The following is a 26,102-nucleotide window of genomic DNA, read 5'->3' as shown; positions in this document are numbered from 1 at the left end:
ATGATCTCGCTAGCGTACGGGAAGGTGGAAACTATTCACTGGTTTTCGCGCTGGACGCACGGCGCTTCGCAGGCGTTTTACGGGCGGATGGCTTGGCCTTGGTTTGGGTTTTGCTCTCCGAGTCACGCTTGGTTGCCAGGCCGCTCACTGTTTTCAACAGGCGAGTGGTCATATCCAGGGTTTTCATGCCCTCGGTGAAAGCCGTTTTGGCGATTTGCTGCACCATCTCCGTATCGCCTTCGGTGATGCGTTTTTGCACAGAGTCCCAAATAGGCTGCATATCGGGCAGGCCGACTAAGCGCCGCAGCTCTTCGGGTTCGATCTCCAGTTCTAAATGTACTTTCATTCAAGGTGCTCCTTGTGGATATGCTGAGTATGCCACTGGCAAAGCAAGGGTCAATCACCTGTTGTTCGCGAATCGCATTATTTTTGTAGCTGTCTCAAAACGTACTGCAAAATGCCGCCGCAGCGGAAGTATTCGGCCTCCTGCAGGGTGTCGATCCGGCTGTGGGCAAGCACCTCATGACGACTGCCGTCGGCCCGCGACAGAACAACTCGCACGGCTTGCTTGGGCGTTAATTCAGCGTCGCAGGGAATCAAGTCAACCTCTTCCAAGCCATTGAGATCAAGCATGGTCAAGGAAACTTCACCGTCCAGTTCAAGTGGTAAAACACCCATACCAATCAGATTGGAGCGGTGAATGCGCTCAAAGCTCTCCGCAATCACGGCGCGAACGCCCAGCAGCAATGTGCCTTTGGCAGCCCAGTCCCGGCTAGAGCCCGTGCCGTATTGTTTGCCGGCGATAATAACCAGTGGCGTGTTGGTCGCGCGGTACTTTTCTGCCGCTGCGAAAATGGTGGTGACATCCTCACCATTGGGGGCCAGTGTAAAGCCGCCTTCTTTCTCGACCATGCGATTGTTCAGCCGGGTATTGGCGAAGGTGCCCCGTAGCATCACTTCGTGGTTGCCCCGCCGCGAGCCATAGGAGTTAAAGTCAGCAGGCTCGATACCCAGGCTTTGTAGATAGTGGCCGGCGGGACTGTCGTCGGCGATTTTACCCGCTGGCGAAATATGGTCGGTGGTGATGCTGTCGCCAAATACGCCAAGTATTCTGCCGTTGCGCAAGGCATCGAGCTGTTGCTTGGGGGCGGCGATATCGCTAAAGAAGCCGGGCAGGCGAATATAACTGGAGTCATCTTGCCAGTGGTACGTCTGCCCGGTGGGGGCGTCGAGCTGGCGCCATTCCTCGGTGCCTTTAAAAACGTCGTCGTAGGCCTCTCGATACATGCCACCGCTGACGATTTTGCGCACCTCATGGATTTCTGCGGTGGTCGGCCACAGGTCTCGCAGAAACACCGGTTGTTCCTTGCTGTCGTGCGCGATGGGGTCGTTTTGCAGGTCGATCAAACTGGTACCGGCCAGCGCGAAGGCGACGACCAGCGGCGGTGAAGCCAGCCAGCTCGCTTTAATTTGCGGGTGAATGCGGCCCTCAAAGTTTCGGTTGCCGGAGAGCACCGCCGACACCAGCATATCGCCGTCGTCGATGGCTTTGGCAACAGGCTCCGGCAGCGGACCGGAATTGCCGATACAGGTGGTGCAGCCGTAGCCAACGATATCAAAGCCCAGTGAATCCAAATCGTCCTGCAGGCCGCTATCGGCCAGATACTGGCTGACAACTTTGGAGCCGGGGGCCAGGGAGGTTTTCACCCAGGGTTTAACACGAAGACCACGCTCGCGGGCTTTGCGTGCCAGCAGCCCGGCGGCGATCATCACGTCAGGGTTGGACGTGTTGGTGCAGCTGGTAATCGCCGCCAACACAACATCGCCGTGCTGCAGGGGTTGGTTCATGTCCGGGATGGGTGTCTGCTGATCGAGGTCGCGCCCCTGCAATTCAATATAGTCGCGCATTGCTTGGCCTAATTGAGGCAGTGCGACGCGGTCCTGTGGCCGACTGGGGCCAGCCAGGCTGGGTTCAACAGCGCTCAGGTCGAGGCTCAATGTGGTGGTAAATACCGGCTTGTCGCCAGCGGAGCGCCACAGCCCCTGCGCTTTGCAATAGGCCTCTGTCAGCGCAATAGTGTCGGCGCTGCGGCCGGAGAGCTTCATGTAGGCCAGAGTGGCGTCGTCGACGGGAAAGTAACCACAAGTGGCGCCGTACTCGGGTGCCATATTGGCGATGGTCGCCCGGTCGGCAACGCTCAGCTCGCCGAGGCCGTCGCCGAAAAATTCCACAAACTTGCCAACAACGCCCTGTTTGCGCAGTAGCTCAACCACGGTCAGCACCAGGTCGGTGGCGGTAACTCCCTCGCGAAGGGCGCCGCGCATTTCAAAACCGACAACATCTGGAACCAGCATGGAATAGGGCTGGCCCAGCAGCGCCGCTTCGGCTTCTATGCCGCCAACTCCCCAGCCCAATACCCCCAGGCCATTGACCATCGGGGTGTGGCTGTCGGTGCCCAAGACGGTGTCGGGGTAGGCGAGAGGGCCGTCGTCATCCTGCCCTTGAAATACCACCTGCGCTAAGTATTCGAGATTAACCTGATGGCAAATACCTGTGCCCGGTGGCACAACATTGAAGTTTTCAAAGGCGGACTGCCCCCACTTTAAAAACCGGTAGCGCTCGACGTTGCGCTGCATTTCCTTGCTAACGTTTTCCTGAAAGGCCTGGGCGGAGCCGAATTGGTCGACGGTCACCGAGTGGTCGATAACTAAGTCCACGGGGATTTGCGGGTTGATTACTGACACGTCGCCACCGCGCTGGGCGACGGCATCGCGCATGGCCGCCAGATCGACAATGGCAGGCACCCCAGTGAAGTCCTGCATCAGTACACGTGCCGGCGAGAAGTTGACATCGGCACCGCCGCTGGCCTTATCCGCCCATTGGCACAGGGTGTCGATGATGTGTTCATCGACCTGCGCGCCGTCGAAGTGACGCAACTGATTTTCCAGCAAAATTTTAAGCGACTTGGGCAATCGCTCAACGCCGGGTGAATCGAGTTTTTTCAGGTCGTAATAGCGGAAGTGTTTTCCTGAACAAGTCAGCTCAGAGAGCCATGATTCCCTACTTTTCATAACCGCCCCTCAATCGTGTGATAACGCCAGTGCAGGCCTAATGGCTTTGACTACAACCCTAGCACAAGGTTGCGTGGATGAAAGCGGCTTACCTTGCCGCGCCGCCACTAAAGCATCGCGTTTTTCAGGTCGCGACGGCGGGGGCGAAGGTGTAAGCTTGCAGACGTTTTGCCCTGTTATGGGGCGTTGTAATGAAAAGCGGCGAGGATGCTATGACAGTAATTGAAAACACCATCAACGGACTGATGAGCAGTAGTCCAGCACAGTCGGAGTTCTACCAGGCCGTCGAGGAGGTGTTGGAGTCGCTGGAGCCGTTGTTGGAGAAGGAGCGTCGCTACACTGAACACAGCATTATCGAGCGGATGGTCGAGCCAGAAAGACAAATTATGTTCCGGGTGCCCTGGGTCGACGACGCTGGCTGCGTGCAGGTAAACAAGGGGTATCGCATTGAATTCAACTCGGCGCTGGGGCCCTACAAAGGCGGCTTGCGCTTTCACCCGTCGGTCAATGCAGGGATTATCAAATTCCTCGGCTTTGAGCAGATATTTAAAAATGCCCTGACGGGCCTGGAAATTGGCGGGGGCAAAGGGGGCGCGAATTTTAACCCCAAGGGCCGCTCGGATCGCGAGATCATGCGATTTTGCCAGTCGTTTATGACGGAGTTATACCGCCATATCGGCCCTCACACCGACGTTCCCGCGGGGGATATTGGCGTTGGTGCGCGTGAAATTGGCTATATGTTTGGTCAGTACAAGCGGCTGACAGGTCGCTACGAGGGTGTGCTTACTGGCAAGGGGACCCTGTGGGGAGGCTCGTTGGGACGGCGCGAGGCCACCGGTTATGGCTGTGTGTATTTTGCGCAAACGATGATGAAGGCCCACGACGAGAGCCTGGAAGGGAAAACCTGTTTAGTTTCCGGTGCGGGCAACGTGGCGATTCACACCATTGAAAAACTCCGCCAGATTGGCGCCCGTCCAGTGAGCTGCTCCGATTCCACGGGCACTTTGTACGACGCTCACGGCATCGATGTGGAAATTTTGAAACAGATCAAATTGGAGCGGCGGGAGTCCCTTGAGGCCTACCTGCACGAGTTTCCCAAAGCCGAATTCACGCCGATTGATGATTACCCCGAAGACGGTCACGCGGTATGGCGAATGGAGGGCGAGGTCGCCTTTCCCTGTGCAACGCAGAACGAATTGACGGCGGCCGATGCCCAGGCGCTATTGGCTAACGGTTGCCTGTGCGTCTGCGAGGGGGCCAATATGCCTTGCGAGCCCGCGGCGGCGGAGTTATTGATGCGTGAGGAAATCCTCTACGGCCCGGGTAAAGCTGCCAATGCCGGTGGTGTGAGCGTCAGTCAGTTTGAGATGAGCCAGAATGCCAGTATGCGCCGTTGGACTTTTGAACAAGTGGACGATCGACTGCAGCGAGTGATGGCGGATATTTATGCCCGCTGTAGTGCGGCAGCGAAGGAATTTGGCGAGCCGGAGAACTTGGTTGTGGGGGCAAATATTGCGGGCTTTCGCCGCGTCGCTGATGCGATGATCGAGCAGGGTGTGGTGTAAGGACACCGGGTAGCGGTGCAGGGCAATCTTGCGGTGGAGGATAAATGTCTTCAGTAATCGTGTTTCTCGATTTTTTTGGTATCGCGGTGTTTGCGATGTCGGGTGCGCTGACCGCCGGCCACAAGCAGCTGGATATATTCGGCGTACTGGTTGTGGCCCTGATCGCCTGCCTGGGCGGCGGCACGCTGCGCGATGTGATCCTTGGTGCGCACCCTGTGATATGGGTGGCTAACCCCGCCTATCTCTATGTGGGCATTAGCGCGGCGATGGTGGTTTTTGTGCTGGCGAGATTTGTGAGGATACCGCTGCGCACGCTGGAGGTGTGCGATGCGATCGGGCTGGCCTTCTTCACCTTGGCAGGCTTGCAAAAAGCGCAGTCACTGGGTCACAGCGCTGATATCGCCTTGTTGATGGGCCTGATGACAGGGGTTGCCGGCGGTATTCTTCGCGACGTGTTATGCAATGAAATCCCGCTGATATTTCAGCGGGAAATCTACGCAACCGCGGCGATCGCCGGTGGCGCGCTGTTCCTTGTTTTGCAGGGGTTAGGCGTTGCGGGCAGCGTTGCGCTGTTTTTGGCCATGGCCACCATACTTGTACTGCGCCTAACAGGCGTGTTTTTTGGTCTGTCGCTGCCGCGCTTCCTGCTGAGCAAGCCCTAACGATCAAGCTGCTGGTGGCGGTATTGCGCCGGCGTGAGCTGCGTCCAGTTTTTAAAGGCGCGACTAAAGGCACTCTGCTCTGAAAATCCCAGTAGCGCCGCCACTTCACCGAGCTGCAGCCGTGGGTCGGCCAGATAATCTTCGGCCAGTTGCTGGCGGGTCTGTTGAAGAAGCTGTCGAAAGTTGCAGCCTTCTGCGGCAAGTTTTCGGTGGAGGTGGCGCACCGAGACATGCAGGGTATCGGCGATGCGTTCGGCGCTGGGTGGCCCCTGACGCAGTTGGCTGACTAAACGCTGTCTGACGATATTTGCCAGCTCCTGGCCCTGCGGTGCTTCAAGACTGTTTAAGAGTTTCCGCGCCTGGCCCTCCAGCACCTCGATCAGAGCAGGGTCGGCGGTGCGCAGCGGGGTACTGAGCAGGTCCAGCGAGATACTCACCCGCGTTTGGCTGTGGCCGAAACTCACCGGGCAGGCAAACCACTGCTGGTATGGCTGCACATTTGCGGGGGCGGGGTTAATAAACTCGACCTTTAGCGGCGCAGCGTCTGGCTGATTGGTGATGTCCCGGCAAAACTGCAGCAGGGCCGCAATGGCGGTTTCGTCGACCAGAGCACCGGGCCTGCCATTCTCGGCACTCCAACACAAGTCAATGTAGTCACCGCAGTCCACGCGTTGCATGGGATTCACGTCGTAGATCAATTGGTGGTAGCGCTCCAGGCGTTGCAGCGCGCCGGCAACACTGCCACAGGCCAGCAGTACATAACCGAGGATTCCCAGGTGGCGGGGGGTAATACGTTGTCCCAGGTGCAGGCCTAGCAGCGGGTCATCGAGAGCGGCTGACGCGCGTTGCAGGTAGTCGCGCCAGCGCAATACCGGAAAGCGGCCCATGCCCTGCGGCGCGGGTTCACCGAGTAGCTGCTGCGCATCAATCCGGTGTTCGGCCAAATGCTCATAGAGCAATTGAACATAGGTGTGGGGCACCACGGCGTTTTGAAGTCGAGTTTGGGGCATTGCGGCACCTTAACATGTCCGAAATGGTCAAATACATGTCGTGTGGCGTCAATCATAATGCCTCGGCAGCGGGAATAATAGCGACAAAAAACGGAGCCCCTATGTTGAATGATGTGATCAGCCAGGTTCAGGCAATTTTCGGCGCCCATGTAGATTGGAAGCAAGTCGTGTTGATGGCGGCAACGCCAATCTTTATTGTGGCATTTATCGTCGAGCTCTATGTGCGCAAGGCCAAAGGGTCTGGCCACCGAATGTGGTCGCAGTTTGAATGGCGGGAGATTCTCACCAATCTCGGTTTGGGTGGAAGCTACCAGGTTTTTGAGTTGCTGCTGCACATCGCCATCACCGGGGCGGTGATTAATTGGATCTATCAGTTCCGCGTATTTGATATTCCGGTGAATGCGTGGACGGTTGTGCCCTTGTTCGTGCTGATGGAGTTTTGTTACTACTGGTTCCACCGCGCCAGCCATCGCATTCGCTGGTTTTGGAGTGCGCATGTTGTCCATCACTCCAGCGAAACCATGAATATGACGACGGCAATGCGCCAAAGCCTGCTGTACTCAGTGACTGGCTGGTGGTTGTTCTTCATGCCGATGGTGCTGTTAGGTGTGCACCCTGGCGTTGTGTTTACCCTGTACGCGGTGAACTTGTTTTACCAGTATTTCATTCATACCGAGGCGATTGGCAAACTTCACCCCTGGCTTGAGTTTTGGTTTAACACGCCCAGCGCCCACCGCGTTCATCACGGCCGCAACCCCGAATATATCGATCGCAACTACGGCGGTGTGCTGATTATTTTTGACCGTATGTTCGGCACGTACACCGAAGAGCAGGACGATAACCCGGTTGAATATGGCATTGTCGACCAGATCCACTCTCACAATATCATCACGCTCAACTTCCACGAGTTTAACGATATGTGGCGGGACGTATTCGCTGCCGATACGGTAAAAGACGGGATCAAACAGTTGGTGCTGCCGCCCAAGTGGGACCGCCCCCAGTCGTAACGCCTATATTGGCCGCCGGCGCCGCGTGCTGAAAAGCCCGCGGCGTTTTTGTATCGCGTGGCCGCAAATGCCTACTAATCTGATTCATTATGATGTGTCGTAGTGCGAGAGTCTGCGCTATGATTAAGACACTTGACTTAACGGCATAACAATAATGAAAACGTAGGAAGTGATGCGATGATGAAGTGCAGTTGTCGGCGGTGGGCCAGTGGCCTGCTTATTGCCTCGCTCGGGGTGGCAGGTTCAGCGGGTGCGCAGCCAGCCTTGGAAGAAGTGGTGGTGACCGCGCAGAAAAAAGCGGAGAGTTTGCAGGACACGCCAATCGCGCTGGATGCCTTTGGTGAAGAGGCACTGGAGCGCGAAGGCATTGGCGGCGTGGGCGATCTTGCCAACAACGTGCCGGCAATGACCATCCAGCCGTTTCCGATCAATACCACCACTCTGCGTATCTATATTCGCGGTATTGGCCTGATCGATGCCCAGATCACCCAGGATCCGCCAGTAGGCGTGTATGTCGATGGCGCTTATATCGCCCGTTCTGCGGCTCTAGCTACTGACCTTGCAGATCTAACGCGAATTGAGGTTTTGCGCGGACCGCAGGGTACGCTCTATGGCCGCAATTCCACCGGCGGCGCCGTTAATCTGATTACTCGCCGCCCCAATGTCGATGCGGCGCAGTTCAAGCAGGCATTTACCCTTGGCGACCGCAATCTCTTCAGTAGTAAAACCATGCTGAATACGCCGCTCTGGCAGGGCGCTGCGGCCAAGTTTGCCTACTTCACCAAGCAGGTAGACGGCTATATTGAAAACACCGGCGCAGGTGGTGACTTTGGTGATTCCGATACGATGGGTTACCGCATTGATTTCGCCTGGGATGTTTCAGATAGCGTCCATATCGATTACGCCTATGACCTGGCTGAGGTGACAAACACCAATATGGTCTACTCCCATATCCGGCCTTCCGACCCCATTCCCAATCCAGAGGTCAATCAGGGCATCGCCTTCACCAATTTAATTAACTCGGGGGCGCGGCAGTTTTACAACTTTAATTCCTCGGGCAACCGCCCTGACCGAATACACTCGGCTATCCCTATGGAAGAGGCCGACAGCGAAATTTCCGGCCATCAACTGTCGGTCGACTGGCAGATTAGCGAAACACTGGCGGCGAAATACATCTATGCCCAGCGCGAGCTCTACGACAACACGCCAACCATATTGGCAACTGGCGCGCGCAGCGATGGCTATCGCTTAGATAATAGCCCGGTGTTCAGTTTTCCCGTCGCGGCAATACCCGGTGATTCGGCAGTGTGTAGTCCCTGTGTTGGCCGCAGTGAGCAGTACGGGGCAGTTCATCCATTGATCGATCAGGATCAGTTCTCTCACGAATTGCAGTTATCCGGCAGTGCGTTTGCGGGGCGTCTGTCTTACATCACCGGGCTCTATTACTTTGAAGAAACGGCTACCCAGGGCGCGGGCAAAATAGGGCACCTGCTGTCTGCACCCTTGGGCAGCACTGTCGATGGCAACAACACCGGCAACCGTATTGAGGTGCTCACCGAGGCGCGTTTTGATATCGAAAACACCGCAATGGCAATGTTTGCACAGTTTACCTGGCAGCCACCGGTGCTGGACGACCGCCTCAGCCTGACCTTTGGTGCGCGCCATTCCGAAGACAACCGAAAGTCTGCCGCGCTGCGCCGCCAGATCAGTTTTGTGGTTGTGCCGGGCGATTTGGATAACACCGACCGCGACAACAACGACATTGCCACCCAGTTGTCTGATGTCTTTTATGATGTGCGCGGCGATAAAGACTTTAAAGACGACTCCTTTAGCTTCATCGCCGAGTATGAGCTGAGCGACGATATCAACCTCTACTTTAAGGTCAATGAAGCCTACAAAAGCGGTGGCTTCAATACCCGCGAGCAGGTTACCGAAGAGGGCGCTCAGCGTTATATCGACGGCTTTGATGAAGAGAAGGTGACCGCCTACGAGCTGGGGATGAAGTCGCGTTTACTTAGCAATCGCTTACAGGTGAATGCCGATATTTTTCAGCAGGATTTTGTCGATCAGCAGTTGAACTTTAGTGTGCCCAATACCACCAGCGACACCACCGTAGCCAATGCCGGCGAGTCCACACTCAAAGGTTTTGAGATGGACACGACCTGGCTGGCGACAGAGCACCTTATGCTCGTGCTCAACTATGCCTACTTAGATGCGGAAATTGCGCCCAGCCGCAATCCGCTATCTGGCGATATCGACGATGGCTTCGTGTTTGATTCGGCGCCGCGACACGCCTACACGGCGATGCTTGATTGGACGCTGTGGAGTAGCTTGGACAGGGGCAATATTGCCTTCAATGCCACCTACTCATTTACTGATGAACGCAATGGCGGTGGACGAAAGGAATTCGCGACCTTCCAGGCTGACCGTCAGGACGACTTTGCCGTACTGAATGCGCGCCTGGGTTGGTATCAGTTGCCGGTATTTGACGGCGTGTTGGATGTAGCAGTGTGGAGCAAAAATGTGCTCGACGAGGAATACAGCGTTAACAACGTTCACAATTTACCGCAGGCGGGCCGCTCAGTAATGTTTGGTGAGCCGCGCAGCTACGGTCTGGATTTGATCTACAACTGGGGAGGCTAATCGCCTTCGGTTAGGTGAACACCATTTTGTTTTTCCCGCATGAAGGTCGGCTCTGCCGGCCTTTTTTATTGGCTGATGTCGCTCGTTAGTGGCATCAAGCAAGGCGGCTTAACATGGTCTTGAGAGGCGGGTAACAACAGCTGATATGGAAGAAAGCGCCCACCAGCGGTGCTGGTGGGCAAGCGGCTTAGGGCGCCGTTTGTTGCGGTGCCAGCAGTGGAACCGCTACCGAGCCGCTAATTTGCACAGGAATGGGTAGGGGAGACGCTGAGGTGGCGTACTGGCTGGGGTAGGAGCCATAGACCATCAGCACCAGCTTGTCGCCGCTTTGCATGCGGCTCATCACCCCGACCAAGTCGACATTGTGATCGCCGAAGCCTCTGAAAGGTGTTACCTGGTTCATCAACGGCGTGGGCGCCTGAAGCGGGTTGCTGTCGCCGGATTCTCTAATGGCCAGTCCGACAAACACAATGGGCTCAAGCAGTGGGGCATCTGCTTGCTGATTGGCAATGCTCATGCTCAAGCTGATTGTCGGTACGCCGGCGATTACCTCATTGTCCGCCTGGGCGGTGTAGAGCTCAATCTCAGTGGGTAGCAGGTTGGCTTCGTGGGCAATGATCGGCAGCGGGCTGCTAAAGGCAAAGTTGTCTCCGCCGTAGGGCACATCGTTGAGTACGATGCCATCATTGCCTTCACTGCCTAAATTGAAGCAGACCTCGGGAATCTCATCGGCCGCGCCTTGCACAAACTGTAGCTTTTCTTGAAACCAGCTCACGGTTGTGTCGGTAGTATTTAAGCGTCCGCAGACACTTTGACCGTCGCCACTGTCGATGCCGTGGCCGGCGGCTTTGGTGAACAAGCGCACATCGCCGCCCTGATCACTCAAACAGCGGTAGTTTCGGTAGGCATCATTAAAGTTAAACAGGGTATCCATGTGGGACTGGGTAATGAACGCGTCAATCGACCGCAAGCTGCCGTCGGCTGTTGTGTCGTTCTCACCGGCGCAGTGTGAGGCCGGGCTGTGGCGGTATAGTAGCGCTAGCTTATCGTCGGCCAGGGTGTTTGCTGCCAAGCCGATGGCAAGGCCTTCGTTGACTTCCTGGTCTTGATTGCCAGCCAGGTTGCCGCCAGCCGACAGTAAGATTGCCCAAAACGTTTTAAACACATCGTTTGGGTACAGGGAATAGCGCAGATCGTTCCAGGTAATGTCCGGGGCGATCGCGTCCAGGCGGTGTTCTGGGTCAATCGCGTAGATCATTAATTGATAACCGCCACCGTAGGAGCCTCCGATGGCGCCGATCAGCGGATTGTCTTTCTCGGTAGCGGGAGTCGGGCCATTATCCGCATAGGCAAGCTGACTCAGATTCTCTTCGGCCCAGTCCAGCACTTGTAGCCAGTCTTTGCCTTCCAGGTCGGGGTCCAAAATGCGGATGGTGCCACCGGAGTCACCGTGGCCACGTTCATCCAGACTCAGCACGTAAAAGCCTTCGTCGAGTAAGGCTTTCAGCAAGCCACCGGTGGGGCGGCTTGACTGACGGCTGCCAGAGTAGCCATGGCTGTGCAAAATCAGCGGATAGCTTTCCTCTGAAGACAGCGATGTGGGCTCGTGCAGGGTGAACGCAATATTTTCGCCATCGACATTCGATGCAAGGTTTACATCGTAGGAGATGCCGTCGGTAATGGTCGCTGGTGGGCAGCCATCGGCTTCAACAGCGGTGCCTGGCGGGGTATTGGGGCACTGGTCATTGCCATTGAGCACTCCGTCGCCGTCGTTGTCATCTTTTTGCACATTACTGCAGCCCTCGCTGTCGACGGTTGCGCCGGCAGTGGTATTGGGGCAGGTGTCGTCGGCGTTATTGACGCCATCGTTATCGTCGTCCAGTTGTGAGGGTGAGCAGCCCTGAACATTGGCGGTTTCCGTTGTCGGGGTGGCCGGGCAGTCGTCTTGACCATTGCTTACACCGTCGCCATCGTCGTCGCGCTGCGCGTCGGAGCAGCCATTTTGGTCAACGCTGGCACCTGCCGGTGTCAGTGGGCAGAGATCCTGGGCATTGCCAACGCCGTCGCCATCGTTGTCGCCGTTTTGACTATTACTGCAGCCATTGGCATCCACCGTGACGCCTGCCGCTGTATTTGGGCAGTTGTCGCTGCTGTTGTTAACGCCGTCATTGTCGTCATCCAGCTGTGAGGCGGAACAGCCATTGGTATCGACGCTTTCTCCCGCTGGCGTGGCTGGGCAGCTGTCGTTGGCATCTGCAACCCCGTCGCCGTCAGCATCTTCAACCGTAATCGCGCAGCCCTGAGCATCGACATCGGTGTTGCTTGGGGTTGCCGGGCAACTGTCAGATTGGTTGCTCACGCCGTCGCCGTCGTCATCCAACTGCGAGGCAGAACAGCCGTTGCTGTTGGCGATTTCGCTACTGGGCGTGGCGGGGCACTGATCTCGGGTGTCGGCAATGCCGTCGCGGTCGCTGTCAGTGCTGCCTCCTGAGTTATTGCTAGAAGAGTTGCTGCTCGAGCCACCACAGGCGGCGAGCATGAGGGTGAGCAAGAGTAAGCCGAGCGACTTCCTCGACGGGAAAAGCAGCGTGCGTAACGTCATGGCAAATGTCCGTATTGTTAGTGTTGTTCGGGTGCTGGCGAGGCGGGCGATGTCACGTTGTAGCAGGGGCAGCCACTGGCTGTGCTTGTGCGAGTCGCCGCCTGAACTGCGAGCAGCAGTCAGAAGTATGCGCGGCTGACACAGTGATGTCAATTCGTGAAGTTGAGTGAGGGCAGGGTTGCCACAGCCGGGCGAATCATCTGAATGGCGTAATCCGCATAGATGAGTTGCCAGGATTCTCACCTACTGGGACGAGGGGCGGGCTTTACAAAGCTGACTAGATTCGACGTGTGCCCACGAGCACCACAATAATCATTGAATGGAGTCACGTCATGTCACAACAACGCCCGCCTTTTCCTCCCTACCAAATTCAGGCGGAGGACATACCCGACCGCTACCCGAGGGGGTGGTTTTGCCTTGGATTACTCGACGATTTTCGCCCGCCTGCGGACAGCCCGCAAAACATCGACGGTTTTGGCGGCAAGGTCGTCGTGCGTTGTCGCGGCTCACAGATTGACGCGAGTCTCAATGGCCAGCGTCTGCCGACCCTGGCCCGCAACCGCTTGTTGCTCTGCTGGTACGACCCCGATGGCAATCCGCCGCTGGCTATGCAGGAGCCGCCAATTATGGGCGAGTGCGATACGCGCCAGTGGAGCCGCTGGCAGATGCGGGAGTACCGCATACACGCCAATTGCCGCGAGCTGATCGACAATATGGCCGATGCGGCGCACTTTGGTCCCGTGCATGGTGCAAATGTGCGCAGCTTTCGCAACGTTATGGATGGCCACACCTTTGTGCAGGAAATGCGCGGCCACAGCGAACGCCTGTCGGCGGAGAGCGAGCTGTATAGCTACGCCAAATACTATGGCCCGGCCTACCAAACAACGTATATGCGCGGCAGTTACGACGGCCACACCGTTGAAAGCTACCTGCTGCTCAGCCACTTGCCGGTGGCGCGCGAATGCTTTGATATTCGCTACGCGGTGATGGTGAAGCGCCTGCCCCTTTTGAACGAGGCGCAAAATGCTGAGCTGTGCAAAATGTATGCGGAGAAGGCTTTTGAGGCCTTTGCTGAGGATGTGGCGATATGGCACAACAAGACGCGCATCGACAACCCCATTCTCTGCGATGGTGATGGCCCGATCCACAAACTGAGAACCTGGTACGCACAGTTTTATCAGCCGCTGGCGGAGATCAATGAAGAGCGTCTGCGCTACCGCGAGTACCAGTTGCGTTATGACTAATATAGCGGCCCCAATTGGGGCCGCTATTCACCGCTCATGGAAGCAGCGCCGAGCAAAGCAATGTTAAGCAAAGCAATACCAGGGAAAGGAGAGAAAAGCATGCGCAGTTTGAAGGATCGCTTAAATATTGATGTTGTCGACAGCATACACATTCGCGCACCCGCTCAACGGGTATTCGCGACCGTGGCGAATTATCCGGCAATCGCCAACTGGTTCCCGCCCTATTCATGCAGTGTGGAGGGCGGTGGCGATATCAAGGAGGGCGCGCTTGTGCAGCACTGCTATGGTCGTCCGCCATTTGTGCTGAGCCGCTTTACACGCCGTATAGAGCGTATCGTGGACGGCGAGCGCATTGAGGAGCGGTATATCGATGGAGACTTGCGTGGTACCGGGGTATGGTGTTTCGAGCAGCACGGGCAGGAAACATTGGCCAGTTATCACTGCCGGGTGGAGGCCCTGAGCTGGTTCGCTCGACTCGGCTTTGTTCTTCAGGGCAGTCGCGCCCACAGTGAGGTATACCAGCAATACTTGGCGGCCTTAAAGCAGCAGTGCGAGGCTGCTGGCGTTTAACTTTTCAAGGAAGAAGTCATGTCTAAAATCGATCAAAGCCCGCAATACGCCGCGTTGCCCGGCGGTGGTATTCAGTATTACGACGCGGGCAACGGTCCCTGTGTGATGCTGATCCACGGCTCTGGCCCAGGGGTGAATGCCTGGGCGAATTATCGCGACAATTTGCCCGTATTTGCCGAGCATTTTCGCTGCATCATGCCTGACTTGCCCGGCTACGGCGGCAGCGATGCGCGAGACGGAGACCCGGTACAAAGCTGCGTGGCCGCCTGTGTTGAGCTGCTCGATACCCTGGATGTTTCCCGCGTACATATTATTGGTAACTCCTTGGGTGGCATCGTCGGTTCGTATATTGCGGCGCAGTATCCCGAGCGGGTCGCCAGCTTTATGACTATCGGCGGAATTGGCTTGAATCTGTTCAGCGCTTTTCCTGGGGAGGGGCTGAACTTGCTAACCGCCTTTACCGAGCAACCTAGCCGCGAAAATTTACGACGTTGGTTGGTATCCATGGTTTACGATCAGGCGATTATTACTGACGAACTGCTCGAGGCGCGATACGCGGCGGCAACTGAGCCCGTCACCCTGGCGACCACTCGGGCGCTGTATTCTCGGTCGGCGATCGCTGCAATTGCCGATTACCGGCGGGGAGAAAACGCCGCGCAGGTGGTCGCGCATTTGCCCAGCATTCAGGCGCCGACGCTAATTACCTGGGGACGGGATGACCGCGTGAGTCCGCTGGATATCAGCTTGTTGCCTATGCGGATGATCCCCAATGCCGAGTTGCATGTTTTCCCCAACTGCGGTCACTGGGCGATGATTGAGTGCAAAGCGCGCTTTGAGTCTTTGGCCATCGACTTTATTAACGACGCGGAGCGCCGTTGTGCGCAGGTGCAGCCATGAGCGTTGCAGCGATGCTGGGCTTGGCGCTGGCAATGATGGCGCTGGCAGCGCTACCAAGTAGTAGTGTGTTGCTGGTAGTCGCCTGCAGTTTGCGCGGTGGTCGGCGCCACGGTCTTGCCGCAGCGCTGGGTATTGTTATTGGCGACCTGCTGTTTGTCGGCCTAGCGATTGGCGGTGTTGCCGCGCTGGCTCAGGCTATGGGCGCGGTGTTTATCGTGGTTAAGATTGCCGCAGCGCTGCTTCTACTGAGTGTGGGCTTACGCTTGTTGCTATCATCCCGCGCCGGTCGCTCTCAGGCCTTACCGGCGGCGCCCGGCTCGCTTTGCACTAGTGCTATCGCGGGCTTGGTGGTGACACTTGCAGATCTGAAAGCGGTGGTTTTCTACGCCAGTCTATTGCCGCTATTTGTCGACATGCAAAGTGTGTTGCCGGGAGATGTCCTGGCAATTGCGGCAATCACGGTGGCGGCCGTTGGTGGCGTGAAATTGTTATATGTGTTGCTTGCGCAGCGACTGGTGCAAGGATTGCCGGTGATCGCCAAGCGGGGTGAAGCGGCGGCGGGAGTTGGACTGATCGCTGCGTCTGGGGTATTGCTGTTGAAGGATTAGTTGTCGCCGCTACAGAAACAGGCGACCAATAATGCTGGGTACGGCGGTCTCAACTTTCAAAATACGCGGCCCCAGGCTAAAGCCCTGCATTCCGGCGGCCAGCAGTTTTTCCACCTCATAGGGAATAAACCCGCCTTCCGGGCCGATGGCGAGTAGGCGCGGCTGGTTACTTGCCGCCGGCACACCCTGGCTGTGGTAGGGGTGGGCCAATAGGCCTTGCCGATGTTGCAGCAATGCTGGCAATACATCTTCCACGAAGGGCTTAAAGCGGGTGGCGCGTTCAATGCTAGGCAATTGCGTATCGCCACACTGCTCCAAGCCCTCCAGCATGGCCGCGTGGAGGTGAGCGTCGTCGACTAACGGGCTTTGCCAGTAGCTTTTGTCCACCCGGTAACTGTTCAACAAAACAATTTTTTCCACGCCCAGTTCGGTTGCTGAGCGAATGATCCGCCGCGCCGCTTTTGGGCGAGGCAGGGCCAGCAATAAGGTCAAAGGGAGCTTTGCCGGAGCGGGCGTGTTCAGGTTAACGCGCAGTTCTATGGTGCCGCCAAGTCCGATGATTTCCGCACTGCCAATCTGGCCGTTAAGCACGCCGCAGCGCAGCTGCTGGCCAAGTTCAGCGCGAAGTACCTTGCGGATGTGCTGGGCGCGCGTATCGCTGATTTGCACGGTATCGGCGCCAGTGAAATCCGATGGCTGCAGCAGCAGCAAATTCACTGGGCGGGCTCGGCCCACAGGTCGTAGTCGTCAGCGCCTACGACATTCACCAATAGCGCATCGCCTGGGCGAAGGTCGGTAACGCCATCGAGGTAGACTTTGCCATCAATCTCGGGGGCATCCGCATAGCAGCGTCCAATCGCGCCTTCTTCGTCGACGACATCGATCAACACTTCCAATTGCTGGCCGATGCGCTGCTGCAGCTTTTCTGCGGAAATGCGTTGCTGTACTTCCATGAAACGCTCCCAGCGTTGTTGCTTAACGTCTTCGGGCACGGGGTCTGGTAGGTCGTTGGCGCTGGCCCCATCGACGGGTGAATACTGGAAGCAGCCGACGCGGTCCAGTTGAGCTTCTTCCAGCCAGTCGAGCAGCAACTGGAAGTCTTCTTCGGTTTCGCCCGGAAAGCCGACAATAAACGTTGAGCGTATTACCAGGTCGGGGCAGATTTCTCGCCAGGCTTTAATGCGCTCAAGCGTTTTTTCCTGATTGCCGGGGCGCTTCATCAACTTGAGCACACGCGGGCTGGCATGCTGAAACGGAATATCCAGGTAGGGAAGGATCTTGCCCTCAGCCATGAGGGGTATCATTTTGTCTACGTGGGGGTAGGGGTAGACATAGTGCATGCGTACCCAAACGCCGAGCTCGCCCAGTGCAACGGCGAGGTCTTGCATGCGGGTTTCCAGAGCGCGGCCATCGACAAAGTCCAGCTTGTATTTGGTGTCCACGCCGTAGGCGCTGGTGTCTTGCGAGATGACCAATAGTTCGCGGCTGCCAGCGGCGACCAGCTGTTTGGCCTCATCGACTACCTCAGCCAACGGGCGGCTGACGAGGTCGCCGCGCATCGCCGGAATAATGCAAAAGCTGCAGCGGTGGTTGCAGCCTTCGGAAATTTTTAAATACGCATAGTGCCGGGGCGTGAGTTTCACACCCTGCGGTGGTACCAAGTCGCGGTGAGGCTGGTAGCTGTCGTCCTGGGGAACATACTGATGAACCGCGCCCACAACGGCGTCAACGGCGGCCGGACCGCTTACGTCGAGGACTTCTGGGTAGGCATTTTTAATGGCTTCGGCGTCGCTGCCTTTGCCCATGCAGCCAGTAACAATGACCTTGCCGTTTTCATTGATCGCCTCGCCAATCGCGTCCAGCGACTCCTGCTTTGCGCTGTCGATAAAGCCGCAGGTATTCACTACCACAACATCGGCATCGTCGTAGCTGGGAACGACCTCGTAGCCATCCAGGCGCAGCTGGGTGAGTATGCGCTCGGAATCGACAAGCGCTTTCGGGCAGCCCAAACTAACAAATCCCACTTTTTGGGTTTTGTCAGCGTTTTTCTGCGGTGTGTTGTCGGGTGTGGCCATGGCTACCTCGCTATATAGACGGCGCGCATTTTACCTCAATTGCTGCCAGACTGCTCAATCAGAGAGGTGGGGGCGGCGAACGGTTTGGTTTAGCTTGCGCTGCAGCGATCGAGAGCGCTTCGCCGATTTGGTGCACGCCTGATGGCGTTGAATAAAGGAGCGGGTCACTATGTCAAAAATACTGGGCTTTGATGTCTACGGCACGCTGGTCAATACGGCGGCGATAGAGACCCCGCTCCGTGAGCTTATGGGTGATCTCGCAGGAGTATTCGCTGCGCGCTGGCGGGAGAAACAATTGGAGTACAGCTTTCGGCGCGGACTGATGCAGCACTATGCCGATTTTTCTGTGTGTACGCGCCAGGCCCTGGATTATTGTTGTGAGGCCATGGCGCAGCCCCTTTCCCGTGAGCAGCGCAGCGCGTTGATTGCCGCCTACGCCGAGCTGCCAATTTTTGCCGATGTGCTCGACGCGCTGGCGCAGCTGGCCGGCGAGGGCCATCGACTTTTCGCCTTCTCCAATGGGGCTAAAGCAGATGTTCAGGCTATCCTGGCGAAGGCAGAAATTAGCGATTGGTTTGAGGGGGTGGTGAGTGCGGAGGAGGTGCGCGTGTTTAAGCCTAGCCCGGCAGTGTATGCGCATTTTCTGCGGTCAACGGGTGGCCTTGTCGGGCACAGTTGGTTGGTGTCGTCTAACCCATTTGATGTGATCGGCGCGCGCAGTGCAGGTATGCAAGCGGCATGGGTAAAGCGCGACGCCAATGCAGTGTACGACCCCTGGGATATCGCACCGAGCGTGTGCGTGAAAAGCCTGGCAGAATTGCCTGCCCAATTAGCAGAGAGGGATGTGAGTGAATAGAGTTTTCGTATTCGTTGCCGTATGGCTGTGGGCGCTGCCCACGTGGGCAGCAGAGGCGGCGTGGCAACAGGCCTATGTCGAGCAAAATATCCGCTTTATTGCCGAGCATACCGGGGCGCCCGCTGGTTTTAAGGCGGGGTTGAGTAACGCCGCGTCGCAGCAGCGTTTTGGCAGCGATAGAACGGTTTATGGCAGTTTGAGCGCGGCGGGCCAGCGGGCCTCGGGTGAACGTGTCGCGCTGGCGGATTTTTCCCGCGGCATGGTTGAGCTGGAGTTGGCCTTTCAGTTAAACCAAACGGTGGAAGCGCCCATTGCCAGCGTGGCAGAGTTGCAGTCGATCGTTCGCCGCGTGGCCATTGCACTCGAGTTGCCCGACTTGGCGTTGTTGCCGGCCAGCCCCACCGCCAGAGAGATTGTTCGCGCCAATGTCGCCGGTAAATATTTTGTTATTGGCAATGGCGTGTCTCCGCAGGGCCTCGACCTGGATGCCCTGCCGTTGCGACTGTTTCGCGATGCGTCAATGATCGCTCAGTCCTATGGCGGCGGCGTGAGTGGCGGTCAGTGGCAGGCCTTGTTAGCGCTGGTCAACCAACGTGTTGCCATGGGGTGGCGCATCACGCCTCAGCAGTGGTTGCTGACTGGCGCGCTGGGCGGCATGAATGCGCTGGAGCCCGGCTACTATCATGCCGAGTCTGTAGCGCTTGGCGGCGTCGCAATAACGGTGTACTAAGCAGCCTACATTGCCAGCGTGTCGGGGCGGCTGTGTTGCTGAACGCGCAGTCCCAGGCGTTTTAATGCCGCCAGCAATTCAACGCTGTCTTCGCGATTTAAAAATGCCCCGACGCGAACGGTTTTTGCGCGGCAGCACAAGCTGATTTCCAGGGGTGCCCAGGGGTGGTGGTGCTCCAGCACCAATATGCCACTGTGTTGCTGTGGCCACTGCCATTGTTGCTCTGCGCAAAAATAACCGCTTTCAATACGCAGCTGCTGTTCGTTTATGTGAATCACTTGTTGAATCTGCAGTTTGCCAAAGACGCGCCGCAGTAATACCCAGAGCAAAAATAATTCCAGCCCCATAAAGGGCAAGATCATCCATGCGCCAATAGCCAGAAACCCTGTGGCAAATACCAGATTGAGTCCCGCGACGGCCGCTAAGATGCGCCGGTTACTCTGCCAGCTGGCGGAACGGTTCGGGCGCAGCACAATTTGGCTGCCATCTCGGTTTGTTTGCGTTTCAACCACCAGCCTATCCTCGTGCACTGGCTATAGTTTAGTGCAGGAAAAACCCCACCGGTAACTATACGTCTCCAGCAACAGTGAAAGATGTTTTTCCGTTAAATGGCAAAGGGTGGCGGGCAGGTAAATTGTATCGCTTTACCCGTGCTGGGGTGGTGCAAATTGAGTGCGCTGGCGTGGAGTAACAGCCGGGCCGATGCCTGCCTGGCTTGTTCATGGGCGTAGAACTCGCAGCCGAGGATGGGGTGGCCAATACTGGCGCAATGCACACGCAATTGGTGGGAGCGACCGGTAATGGGGCTGAGCAGCAGGGTGCTATGGCTGTCGCTGCGGCGCAGGCATTCGTAGAGGGTTTGTGCAGACTTGCCGTGCTCAAAGTTAATATGTTGGCGAGGGCGACGCGGCCAGTCGCAGGCCAGCGGCAGATCGATTATGCCTTGGGCAGGGGCAACGCAGCCGCTGACGACGGCGTGATATTGCTTGGTGATCTGGCGTCGCTCGAATTGCTGGCTCAGGCGGCGGTGGCTATCTTTATTCCGCGCAATCAACATCAGGCCAGAGGTGGCCATATCGAGTCTGTGCACAATTAATGCATCGGCGTATTGCTGCTGAATACGGCTTATCAGGCTATCGCGATTGGCCGGGTGACGGCCGGGAACTGACAATAAGCCAGCCGGTTTACTCACGGCCAGCAGGTCGTCGTCTTCATAGAGAATACGGTGGGACTCATTGCAGGCGGGCACGATAAATTCAGTGGCTTGTGACACGGTAGGCTCTCGACAGTGGCTGGCTAAATTATGCGTGATCAGTGTGCGTGAGGCGAGTGCTCAAACGGCATCAATTTCGCTGGATTGGACGCCGACGTAGCGGCCGGTAGTCCGTATACTATCGCCGCCGAGAGCAGACTGGCGCTTGAATGCTTACCGTTGCCCTTATCGCGCCGGCCTTAAAAACAGGACAAATGATGAAAATACCGTCACTGCAAGCGCGTCTGCGCGAGTACCTCCCGCATGGGCAGTTATCCCGCCAGCGACTGCCTTTAGCGCCCGAGCTGGAGTTGTGGTTGCTCGATGAAGCCTACCCCCAGCACCTGCTCGACAGCGAGCAAATTCAGCGCATTATGAACTACCCGGCCTATTGGTGTTTTTGCTGGGCGAGTGGCCAGGTTATGGCGCGTTATATTATTGACCACCCCGAGTTGGTGCGCGGCAAGCGGGTGCTGGACTTCGGTTGTGGTTCTGCGGTGGCCGCGATCGCGGCGGCCAAGGCCGGGGCGTCATCGGTGGTCGCCTGTGACCTGGATAGCGATGCATTGGCCATCAGTAAACTCAATGCCGAGACCAATGCCGTGAACCTCGCGTACAGCGCAGATTTCTTTGCTAACAGTGAATCGTACGATGTGATTTTGGTTGCCGACGTGCTCTACGATCGCGCCAATTTACCGCTGTTAGGCGAGTTTCTGAAGCGTGCCAACACGGTGTTGGTGGCGGACTCCCGGGTGAAGGACTTTTCCTTTCCCGGCTATCGCCACCTGCAATTTCAGCGCGCGACCACAATTCCCGATCTGGCGGAGTCCGAGGAATTTTCCCGCGTGAATGTGTACTTGGGAGAGCGTTAGGCGGGCCCGTGTAGCGCATCAAGAAAGGCGCTCGCCAGCGGGCTGAGGCGCTTGCCGCGTTGATAGGCGCTGCACCAGGAGCGCTTAATGGGAAAACCCTCCACCTGTAATGCAACCAGGCTACCGTCGCTAATTCCTTGTTCGGCCACGCTGGCTGGCAGCACGGCGCAATCCTCGGAGTCGACAAGAGCATGGCGTATTGCCTGGTTGCTGCCCAGCACGCGGGTGCGGCGAATCACGCAGCTTTGCTGCTGGCAGTAGTCCTCGAGTACTTGCCTGCTGCCCGAGCCGGGTTCGCGCAGTAGCAGGCGGTTTTCCAGAAATTCATGCAGGCTAAGCGCCCCTGCACCGGCCAGGGGGTGGTGTATGGCAGCTACTGCCAGCAGTTGATGTTCGGCGAAGGGGGTGTACTGCAAGCCCTGGTCGCTGGGGACGCGAGTCATTATCGCGAGGTCATGCATATTGTCGTGCAGGCGTTTTATCAGGTGCTGGTGGTTGTCGACATGCAGGCTCACCTCCGCATCTGGATGCTGCTGGCAGAATCGGTTGATGTAAGCGGGAATCAGGGCCTCGGCGCTCGACTCAATAATAATATTCAGGCTGCCCTGCAACTTGCCGTGTAGCTCGGTAAGTTCTATCTCTAAATTTACCAGCCGCTGCTGCAGGTCGCGGGCCGCCCGCTGTAACAGCTTGCCTGCCGGTGTCAGATAGAGTCGGCGGCCAACGTAGTCGAACAGCGGCTGGCGGATTAATTCCTCCAGGCTGCGTATTTGCGCGCTGACGGCGGGTTGCGTGAGCGACAGCTCTTCGGCGGCGCGCGAGTAGCTCATGTGCTGGCAAACTGCCAGAAAAACATCAACTTGGCGCAGAGTAAGCCGTTGTAAGTAGCTGGTTTGCATCCCCGTCTCCTGCAAAATGTACTCGTTTTATAAGTTATTGCTTATATATAGGCAAATAAATATTAATTTCTTATGGGGAATATTTTCCGCTAGGGTGGATCGCATATTTGATACCGGTTTAGGAAACCAGTCGCTATGCTGAAAAAAATCCTAATTGCCAACCGTGGTGAGATTGCGGTTCGCATTGTTCGCGCCTGTGCCGAGATGGGTATTCGCTCAGCGGCCATCTACACCGAACCCGATCGCTTTTCCCTGCATGTTAAGCGCGCTGACGAGGCTTACAACGTGGGCGCAGACCCCCTGGAGGGGTATCTGAATCCTCGCAAGCTGGTGGCGCTGGCGGTGGAAACGGGCTGCGACGGTTTGCACCCCGGCTACGGTTTTCTTTCCGAGAATGCCGAATTGGCGGAAATCTGTGCTCAGCGCGGCATTACCTTTATTGGCCCCAGTGCAGAGGTTATCCGTCGCATGGGCGATAAAACCGAGGCTCGCCGGGCGATGGTGGCGGCGGGTGTGCCGGTGACACCGGGCACTGAAGACAACCTTGCCGATGTCGAAGAAGCGGTGACGGTCGCTGCAGGCATCGGTTATCCGGTGATGTTGAAAGCCACCTCGGGTGGTGGCGGTCGCGGTATTCGCCGCTGCGACAGCGAAGCAGACCTGCGACGTCAGTTTAGTCGCGTGGTCTCAGAGGCCACCAAGGCTTTCGGTCGCGCTGATGTATTTTTGGAGAAGTGTATTGTCAACCCGCGCCATATTGAGGCGCAGATTTTGGCCGACTCACAGGGCAATGTTATCCACCTGTATGAGCGTGATTGTTCGATACAGCGCCGCAATCAAAAGTTGATTGAAATTGCGCCATCGCCGCAGCTCACGCCGGAGCAGCGCGCCTATATCGGCGACTTGGCGGTGCGCGCGGCAGAGGCGGTGGGCTATGAAAATGCCGGCACCGTAGAGTTTTTGCTTGCCGATAATCAAATTTATTTTATGGAGATGAATACCCGCGTTCAGGTGGAGCACACCATCACCGAGCAAATTACCGGGGTTGATATTGTGCGCGAGCAAATCCGCATAGCCTCCGGCCTGCCGCTTGGGTATCGGCAAGAGGATATTAGCTATCGCGGCTACGCGCTGCAGTTCCGCGTGAACGCCGAAGACCCCAAGAACGGTTTTTTGCCTAGCTTCGGCAAAATCAGCCGCTACTACGCTCCCGGTGGCCCGGGTGTGCGCACCGACACCGCGATATATACCGGCTACAGCATACCGCCGTATTTTGACTCGATGTGCCTGAAACTGGTGGTTTGGGGACTGACCTGGGAAGAAACGCTCAACCGCGGCGCGCGGGCGTTAAATGATATGCGTGTTCAGGGCGTGCGAACCACCGCGCCTTACTACCAGCAAATACTTAAGCACGCGGACTTCCGCGCCGCGCATTTCGACACCAGCTTTGTTGATAGTCACCCCGAGCTGATCGAGTACTCCGATAAAAGTCGGCCCGAAGAGCTTGCCCTGGCGGTGGCGGCGGCGATTGCTGCTCACGCAGGACTGTAAACCCAATAATGATTGCAGCCGCTTAGCGGCCACGATGTGCACACAGGAAAGGAAGGCACTATGACTACGCCGATTAAAATTACCGATGTCGCCCTGCGAGACGGCCATCAATCGCTTATTGCCACGCGGCTGCGCACCGAGGACATGTTGCCGGTGTGCGCCGAACTGGACGCCCTGGACTATTGGTCTCTGGAGGTATGGGGCGGCGCAACCTTTGATGCCTGCGTGCGTTTTTTGAAAGAGGACCCCTGGGAGCGACTGCGCAAGTTGCGTGAGGCGCTGCCCAATAGCCAGCTGCAAATGTTGCTGCGTGGTCAGAACCTGCTGGGTTATCGCCACTATGCTGACGATGTCGTCGAGGCCTTTATTGCCAAGGCGGCAGACAATGGCATGGATATCTTCCGGATATTCGATGCGATGAACGATGTGCGTAATTTGCAGACGGCGATCGCCGCCGTGAAGGCCGCCGGCAAACATGCTCAGGGTACCATTTGCTACACCACCAGCCCCGTGCACAACACGGAAACGTTCGTCGAGCAGGCGCGTAAGATGGTGGACATGGGCGTAGATTCCCTGGCTATCAAAGATATGGCGGGCCTGCTGACGCCGAGTACCACCGGTGAGTTGGTCGCGGCGTTAAAGGCCGAGTTTGACCTGCCGCTGGCCCTGCATTCGCATATGACATCGGGTTTGGCTGGGCTGTGTCAGTTGAAGGCGGTAGAGGCGGGCGTGGATATTATCGATACCGCTATCTCCGCCTTTGCCAACGGCACCAGTCACCCGGCGACCGAAACCATGGTTGCAGGCCTAAAAGACACGCCCTACGACTCGGGCCTGGATCTGGAAGTTTTACAAAGCGTTGCCAAAAAACTGTGGGCCGTGCGCAAGAAATACCGGCAGTTTGAGAGTGAGTTTACTCGCGAGGATGTCAGCGTTCAGATAAACCAAGTGCCGGGCGGCATGATGTCTAACCTGGCGAACCAGCTAAAAGAGCAGGGTGCCTTGCACCGTATCGATGAAGTCTTCGCGGAGATTCCCCGGGTGCGCAAGGACCTGGGCTTCCCGCCACTGGTAACGCCCACCTCGCAGATTGTCGGTACCCAGGCGGTGATGAATATTCTGGCAGAGGCGCCCTATACCACCATTACCAATGAGGTGAAGCGCTATTTGCAGGGTCACTACGGCGCAGCGCTGGGAACGGTGAATGAAGAATTGCGAGCCAAGGCGATTGGCAGTGAAGCGGTGATCGATGTTCGCCCTGCAGATTTACTGCCACCTGAAATGGAGAAATTGCGCGTAGAAATTGGCGAGCTGGCCGACAGTGAAGAGGATGTACTGAGTTACGCCATGTTCCCCGATCTGGGCCGCAGCTACCTCCAGCAGCGTCGCGATGGCACATTACAGCCTGAGGTTTTAGAGCCGGAACCCGAGGCCGATCGCCCCGCCGCGGAAAATGCGGTGCCCACCGAATTTGTGATCGATGTTCACGGTGAAAGTTATCAAGTGGCGATTACCGGCGTCGGCATTAAGGGTAAAGGCAAACGGCACTTGTACATGACGCTGGACGGGATGCCAGAGGAAGTGGTTTTCGAGGCATTGAACGAATACCAGCGCGACGGGGGGAGTGGACGCCGGCAGGCAACTCAGCCGGGGCATGTTACAACGAATATGCCGGGCAATATCGTCGATGTATTAGTGGCGCAGGGCGATGTGGTTAAGGCGGGCCAGCCAGTGCTAGTCACTGAGGCGATGAAAATGGAAGCGGAAGTGCAGGCGCCGATTGATGGCACAGTTCGCGATATCCACGTTAGCAAGGGAGATCGCGTCACTCCGGGTGAGGTATTAATAGAAATCGAGTAAAGAGCAAGAAAAACGCTTGCAAACATCAATGATAATTATTATCGTTTAGTTGTGTCGCGGCGGGATGGTGTCTCCCCCCTCTCTCTGACGTTCTTATCCCGTCGCGACCTCTCTCCGTATTGGCCCC

General features: G+C 57.0%; 22 protein-coding genes. 13 read left to right on the top strand and 9 right to left on the bottom strand.

Annotated features, from left to right (window positions below):
- Window positions 1-31 precede the first annotated feature (31 nt).
- Window positions 32-346, bottom strand: coding sequence for a hypothetical protein (locus HNR64_RS07430; RefSeq protein ID WP_036256002.1), 315 nt, complete (start codon window positions 344-346; stop codon window positions 32-34).
- Window positions 347-423: 77 nt separating this feature from the next.
- Window positions 424-3,072, bottom strand: a complete 2,649-nt coding sequence (gene acnA, locus HNR64_RS07425; protein ID WP_204995888.1) for an aconitate hydratase AcnA — start codon at window positions 3,070-3,072, stop codon at window positions 424-426.
- 212 nt (window positions 3,073-3,284) lie between these two features.
- Here acnA and gdhA point away from each other — a divergent pair, with 212 nt between their 5' ends.
- Both gdhA and HNR64_RS07415 read left to right on the top strand, forming a co-directional pair.
- A complete protein-coding gene (gdhA, locus tag HNR64_RS07420) occupies window positions 3,285-4,637 on the top strand; it encodes an NADP-specific glutamate dehydrogenase (protein ID WP_204995887.1) in 1,353 nt (450 codons plus the stop codon).
- Window positions 4,638-4,681: 44 nt separating this feature from the next.
- A complete protein-coding gene (locus HNR64_RS07415) occupies window positions 4,682-5,299 on the top strand; it encodes a trimeric intracellular cation channel family protein (RefSeq protein WP_204995886.1) in 618 nt (205 codons plus the stop codon).
- On the opposite strand, the gene HNR64_RS07410 is transcribed toward HNR64_RS07415, so the two are convergent.
- Window positions 5,296-6,309, bottom strand: coding sequence for an AraC family transcriptional regulator (locus tag HNR64_RS07410; protein WP_204995885.1), 1,014 nt, complete (start codon window positions 6,307-6,309; stop codon window positions 5,296-5,298). The two genes, HNR64_RS07415 and HNR64_RS07410, sit on opposite strands and share 4 nt — an antisense overlap.
- A 101-nt stretch (window positions 6,310-6,410) precedes the next feature.
- Here HNR64_RS07410 and HNR64_RS07405 point away from each other — a divergent pair, with 101 nt between their 5' ends.
- The gene (locus tag HNR64_RS07405) at window positions 6,411-7,316 is read left to right on the top strand and encodes a sterol desaturase family protein (protein WP_204995884.1); all 906 of its coding nucleotides are present in this window, start codon (window positions 6,411-6,413) and stop codon (window positions 7,314-7,316) included.
- Window positions 7,317-7,493: 177 nt separating this feature from the next.
- Entirely contained in the window at window positions 7,494-9,959 is a 2,466-nt protein-coding gene (locus HNR64_RS07400) for a TonB-dependent receptor (protein ID WP_204995883.1), read from the top strand.
- Between the two features lie 187 nt (window positions 9,960-10,146).
- Here HNR64_RS07400 and HNR64_RS17350 read toward each other — a convergent pair whose 3' ends face one another.
- Window positions 10,147-12,561: a thrombospondin type 3 repeat-containing protein gene (locus HNR64_RS17350; protein WP_204995882.1), complete on the bottom strand. Its 2,415-nt coding sequence runs from the start codon at window positions 12,559-12,561 to the stop codon at window positions 10,147-10,149.
- Between the two features lie 332 nt (window positions 12,562-12,893).
- Between HNR64_RS17350 and HNR64_RS07390 the strand changes: the two genes are divergently transcribed.
- From HNR64_RS07390 to HNR64_RS07375, 4 genes are all read left to right on the top strand, one after another.
- Window positions 12,894-13,805 (top strand): 3-ketosteroid-9-alpha-monooxygenase, oxygenase component, encoded by a 912-nt coding sequence (locus HNR64_RS07390; protein WP_204995881.1) that lies wholly within the window; start codon window positions 12,894-12,896, stop codon window positions 13,803-13,805.
- Window positions 13,806-13,904: 99 nt separating this feature from the next.
- Window positions 13,905-14,375, top strand: coding sequence for an SRPBCC family protein (locus HNR64_RS07385; protein ID WP_204995880.1), 471 nt, complete (start codon window positions 13,905-13,907; stop codon window positions 14,373-14,375).
- A gap of 18 nt (window positions 14,376-14,393) precedes the next feature.
- A complete protein-coding gene (locus tag HNR64_RS07380) occupies window positions 14,394-15,272 on the top strand; it encodes an alpha/beta fold hydrolase (RefSeq protein ID WP_204995879.1) in 879 nt (292 codons plus the stop codon).
- Window positions 15,269-15,880: a LysE family translocator gene (locus tag HNR64_RS07375; RefSeq protein ID WP_204995878.1), complete on the top strand. Its 612-nt coding sequence runs from the start codon at window positions 15,269-15,271 to the stop codon at window positions 15,878-15,880. The genes HNR64_RS07380 and HNR64_RS07375 overlap by 4 nt, the downstream gene beginning before the upstream one ends.
- Window positions 15,881-15,889: 9 nt before the next feature.
- Here HNR64_RS07375 and HNR64_RS07370 read toward each other — a convergent pair whose 3' ends face one another.
- Together HNR64_RS07370 and rimO are read right to left on the bottom strand one after the other, a co-directional pair.
- Window positions 15,890-16,597 (bottom strand): 16S rRNA (uracil(1498)-N(3))-methyltransferase, encoded by a 708-nt coding sequence (locus tag HNR64_RS07370; RefSeq protein WP_204995877.1) that lies wholly within the window; start codon window positions 16,595-16,597, stop codon window positions 15,890-15,892.
- Window positions 16,594-17,955 carry a 30S ribosomal protein S12 methylthiotransferase RimO gene (gene rimO / locus HNR64_RS07365; protein WP_204995876.1) on the bottom strand — a complete coding sequence of 454 codons (1,362 nt, stop codon included), beginning with the start codon at window positions 17,953-17,955 and terminating at the stop codon, window positions 16,594-16,596. The genes HNR64_RS07370 and rimO overlap by 4 nt, the downstream gene beginning before the upstream one ends.
- 169 nt (window positions 17,956-18,124) lie before the next feature.
- On the opposite strand from rimO, the gene HNR64_RS07360 reads away from it, so the two are divergent.
- Window positions 18,125-18,811 carry a haloacid dehalogenase type II gene (locus tag HNR64_RS07360; protein ID WP_204995875.1) on the top strand — a complete coding sequence of 229 codons (687 nt, stop codon included), beginning with the start codon at window positions 18,125-18,127 and terminating at the stop codon, window positions 18,809-18,811.
- Window positions 18,804-19,541, top strand: a complete 738-nt coding sequence (locus HNR64_RS07355) for a hypothetical protein (protein ID WP_204995874.1) — start codon at window positions 18,804-18,806, stop codon at window positions 19,539-19,541. The genes HNR64_RS07360 and HNR64_RS07355 overlap by 8 nt, the downstream gene beginning before the upstream one ends.
- Window positions 19,542-19,546: 5 nt before the next feature.
- Here HNR64_RS07355 and HNR64_RS07350 read toward each other — a convergent pair whose 3' ends face one another.
- Entirely contained in the window at window positions 19,547-20,053 is a 507-nt protein-coding gene (locus tag HNR64_RS07350) for a DUF2244 domain-containing protein (protein ID WP_204995873.1), read from the bottom strand.
- A 92-nt stretch (window positions 20,054-20,145) separates the two neighbouring features.
- Window positions 20,146-20,814, bottom strand: coding sequence for a pseudouridine synthase (locus HNR64_RS07345; protein ID WP_204995872.1), 669 nt, complete (start codon window positions 20,812-20,814; stop codon window positions 20,146-20,148).
- Window positions 20,815-21,011: 197 nt separating this feature from the next.
- Here HNR64_RS07345 and HNR64_RS07340 point away from each other — a divergent pair, with 197 nt between their 5' ends.
- Window positions 21,012-21,665 (top strand): class I SAM-dependent methyltransferase, encoded by a 654-nt coding sequence (locus HNR64_RS07340; protein ID WP_239547689.1) that lies wholly within the window; start codon window positions 21,012-21,014, stop codon window positions 21,663-21,665.
- On the opposite strand, the gene HNR64_RS07335 is transcribed toward HNR64_RS07340, so the two are convergent.
- Window positions 21,662-22,564, bottom strand: coding sequence for a LysR family transcriptional regulator (locus HNR64_RS07335; protein ID WP_204995871.1), 903 nt, complete (start codon window positions 22,562-22,564; stop codon window positions 21,662-21,664). The two genes, HNR64_RS07340 and HNR64_RS07335, sit on opposite strands and share 4 nt — an antisense overlap.
- 135 nt (window positions 22,565-22,699) lie before the next feature.
- On the opposite strand from HNR64_RS07335, the gene HNR64_RS07330 reads away from it, so the two are divergent.
- Window positions 22,700-24,115, top strand: coding sequence for an acetyl-CoA carboxylase biotin carboxylase subunit (locus HNR64_RS07330; RefSeq protein WP_204995870.1), 1,416 nt, complete (start codon window positions 22,700-22,702; stop codon window positions 24,113-24,115).
- 60 nt (window positions 24,116-24,175) lie between these two features.
- Window positions 24,176-25,975, top strand: coding sequence for a sodium-extruding oxaloacetate decarboxylase subunit alpha (gene oadA, locus HNR64_RS07325; RefSeq protein WP_204995869.1), 1,800 nt, complete (start codon window positions 24,176-24,178; stop codon window positions 25,973-25,975).
- Window positions 25,976-26,102 lie beyond the last annotated feature (127 nt).

Source organism: Spongiibacter marinus (assembly GCF_016906995.1).
In the GTDB taxonomy this organism is placed as follows: Bacteria; Pseudomonadota; Gammaproteobacteria; order Pseudomonadales; family Spongiibacteraceae; genus Spongiibacter; species Spongiibacter marinus.
This window is presented reverse-complemented; position numbering and strand designations above follow the sequence as displayed.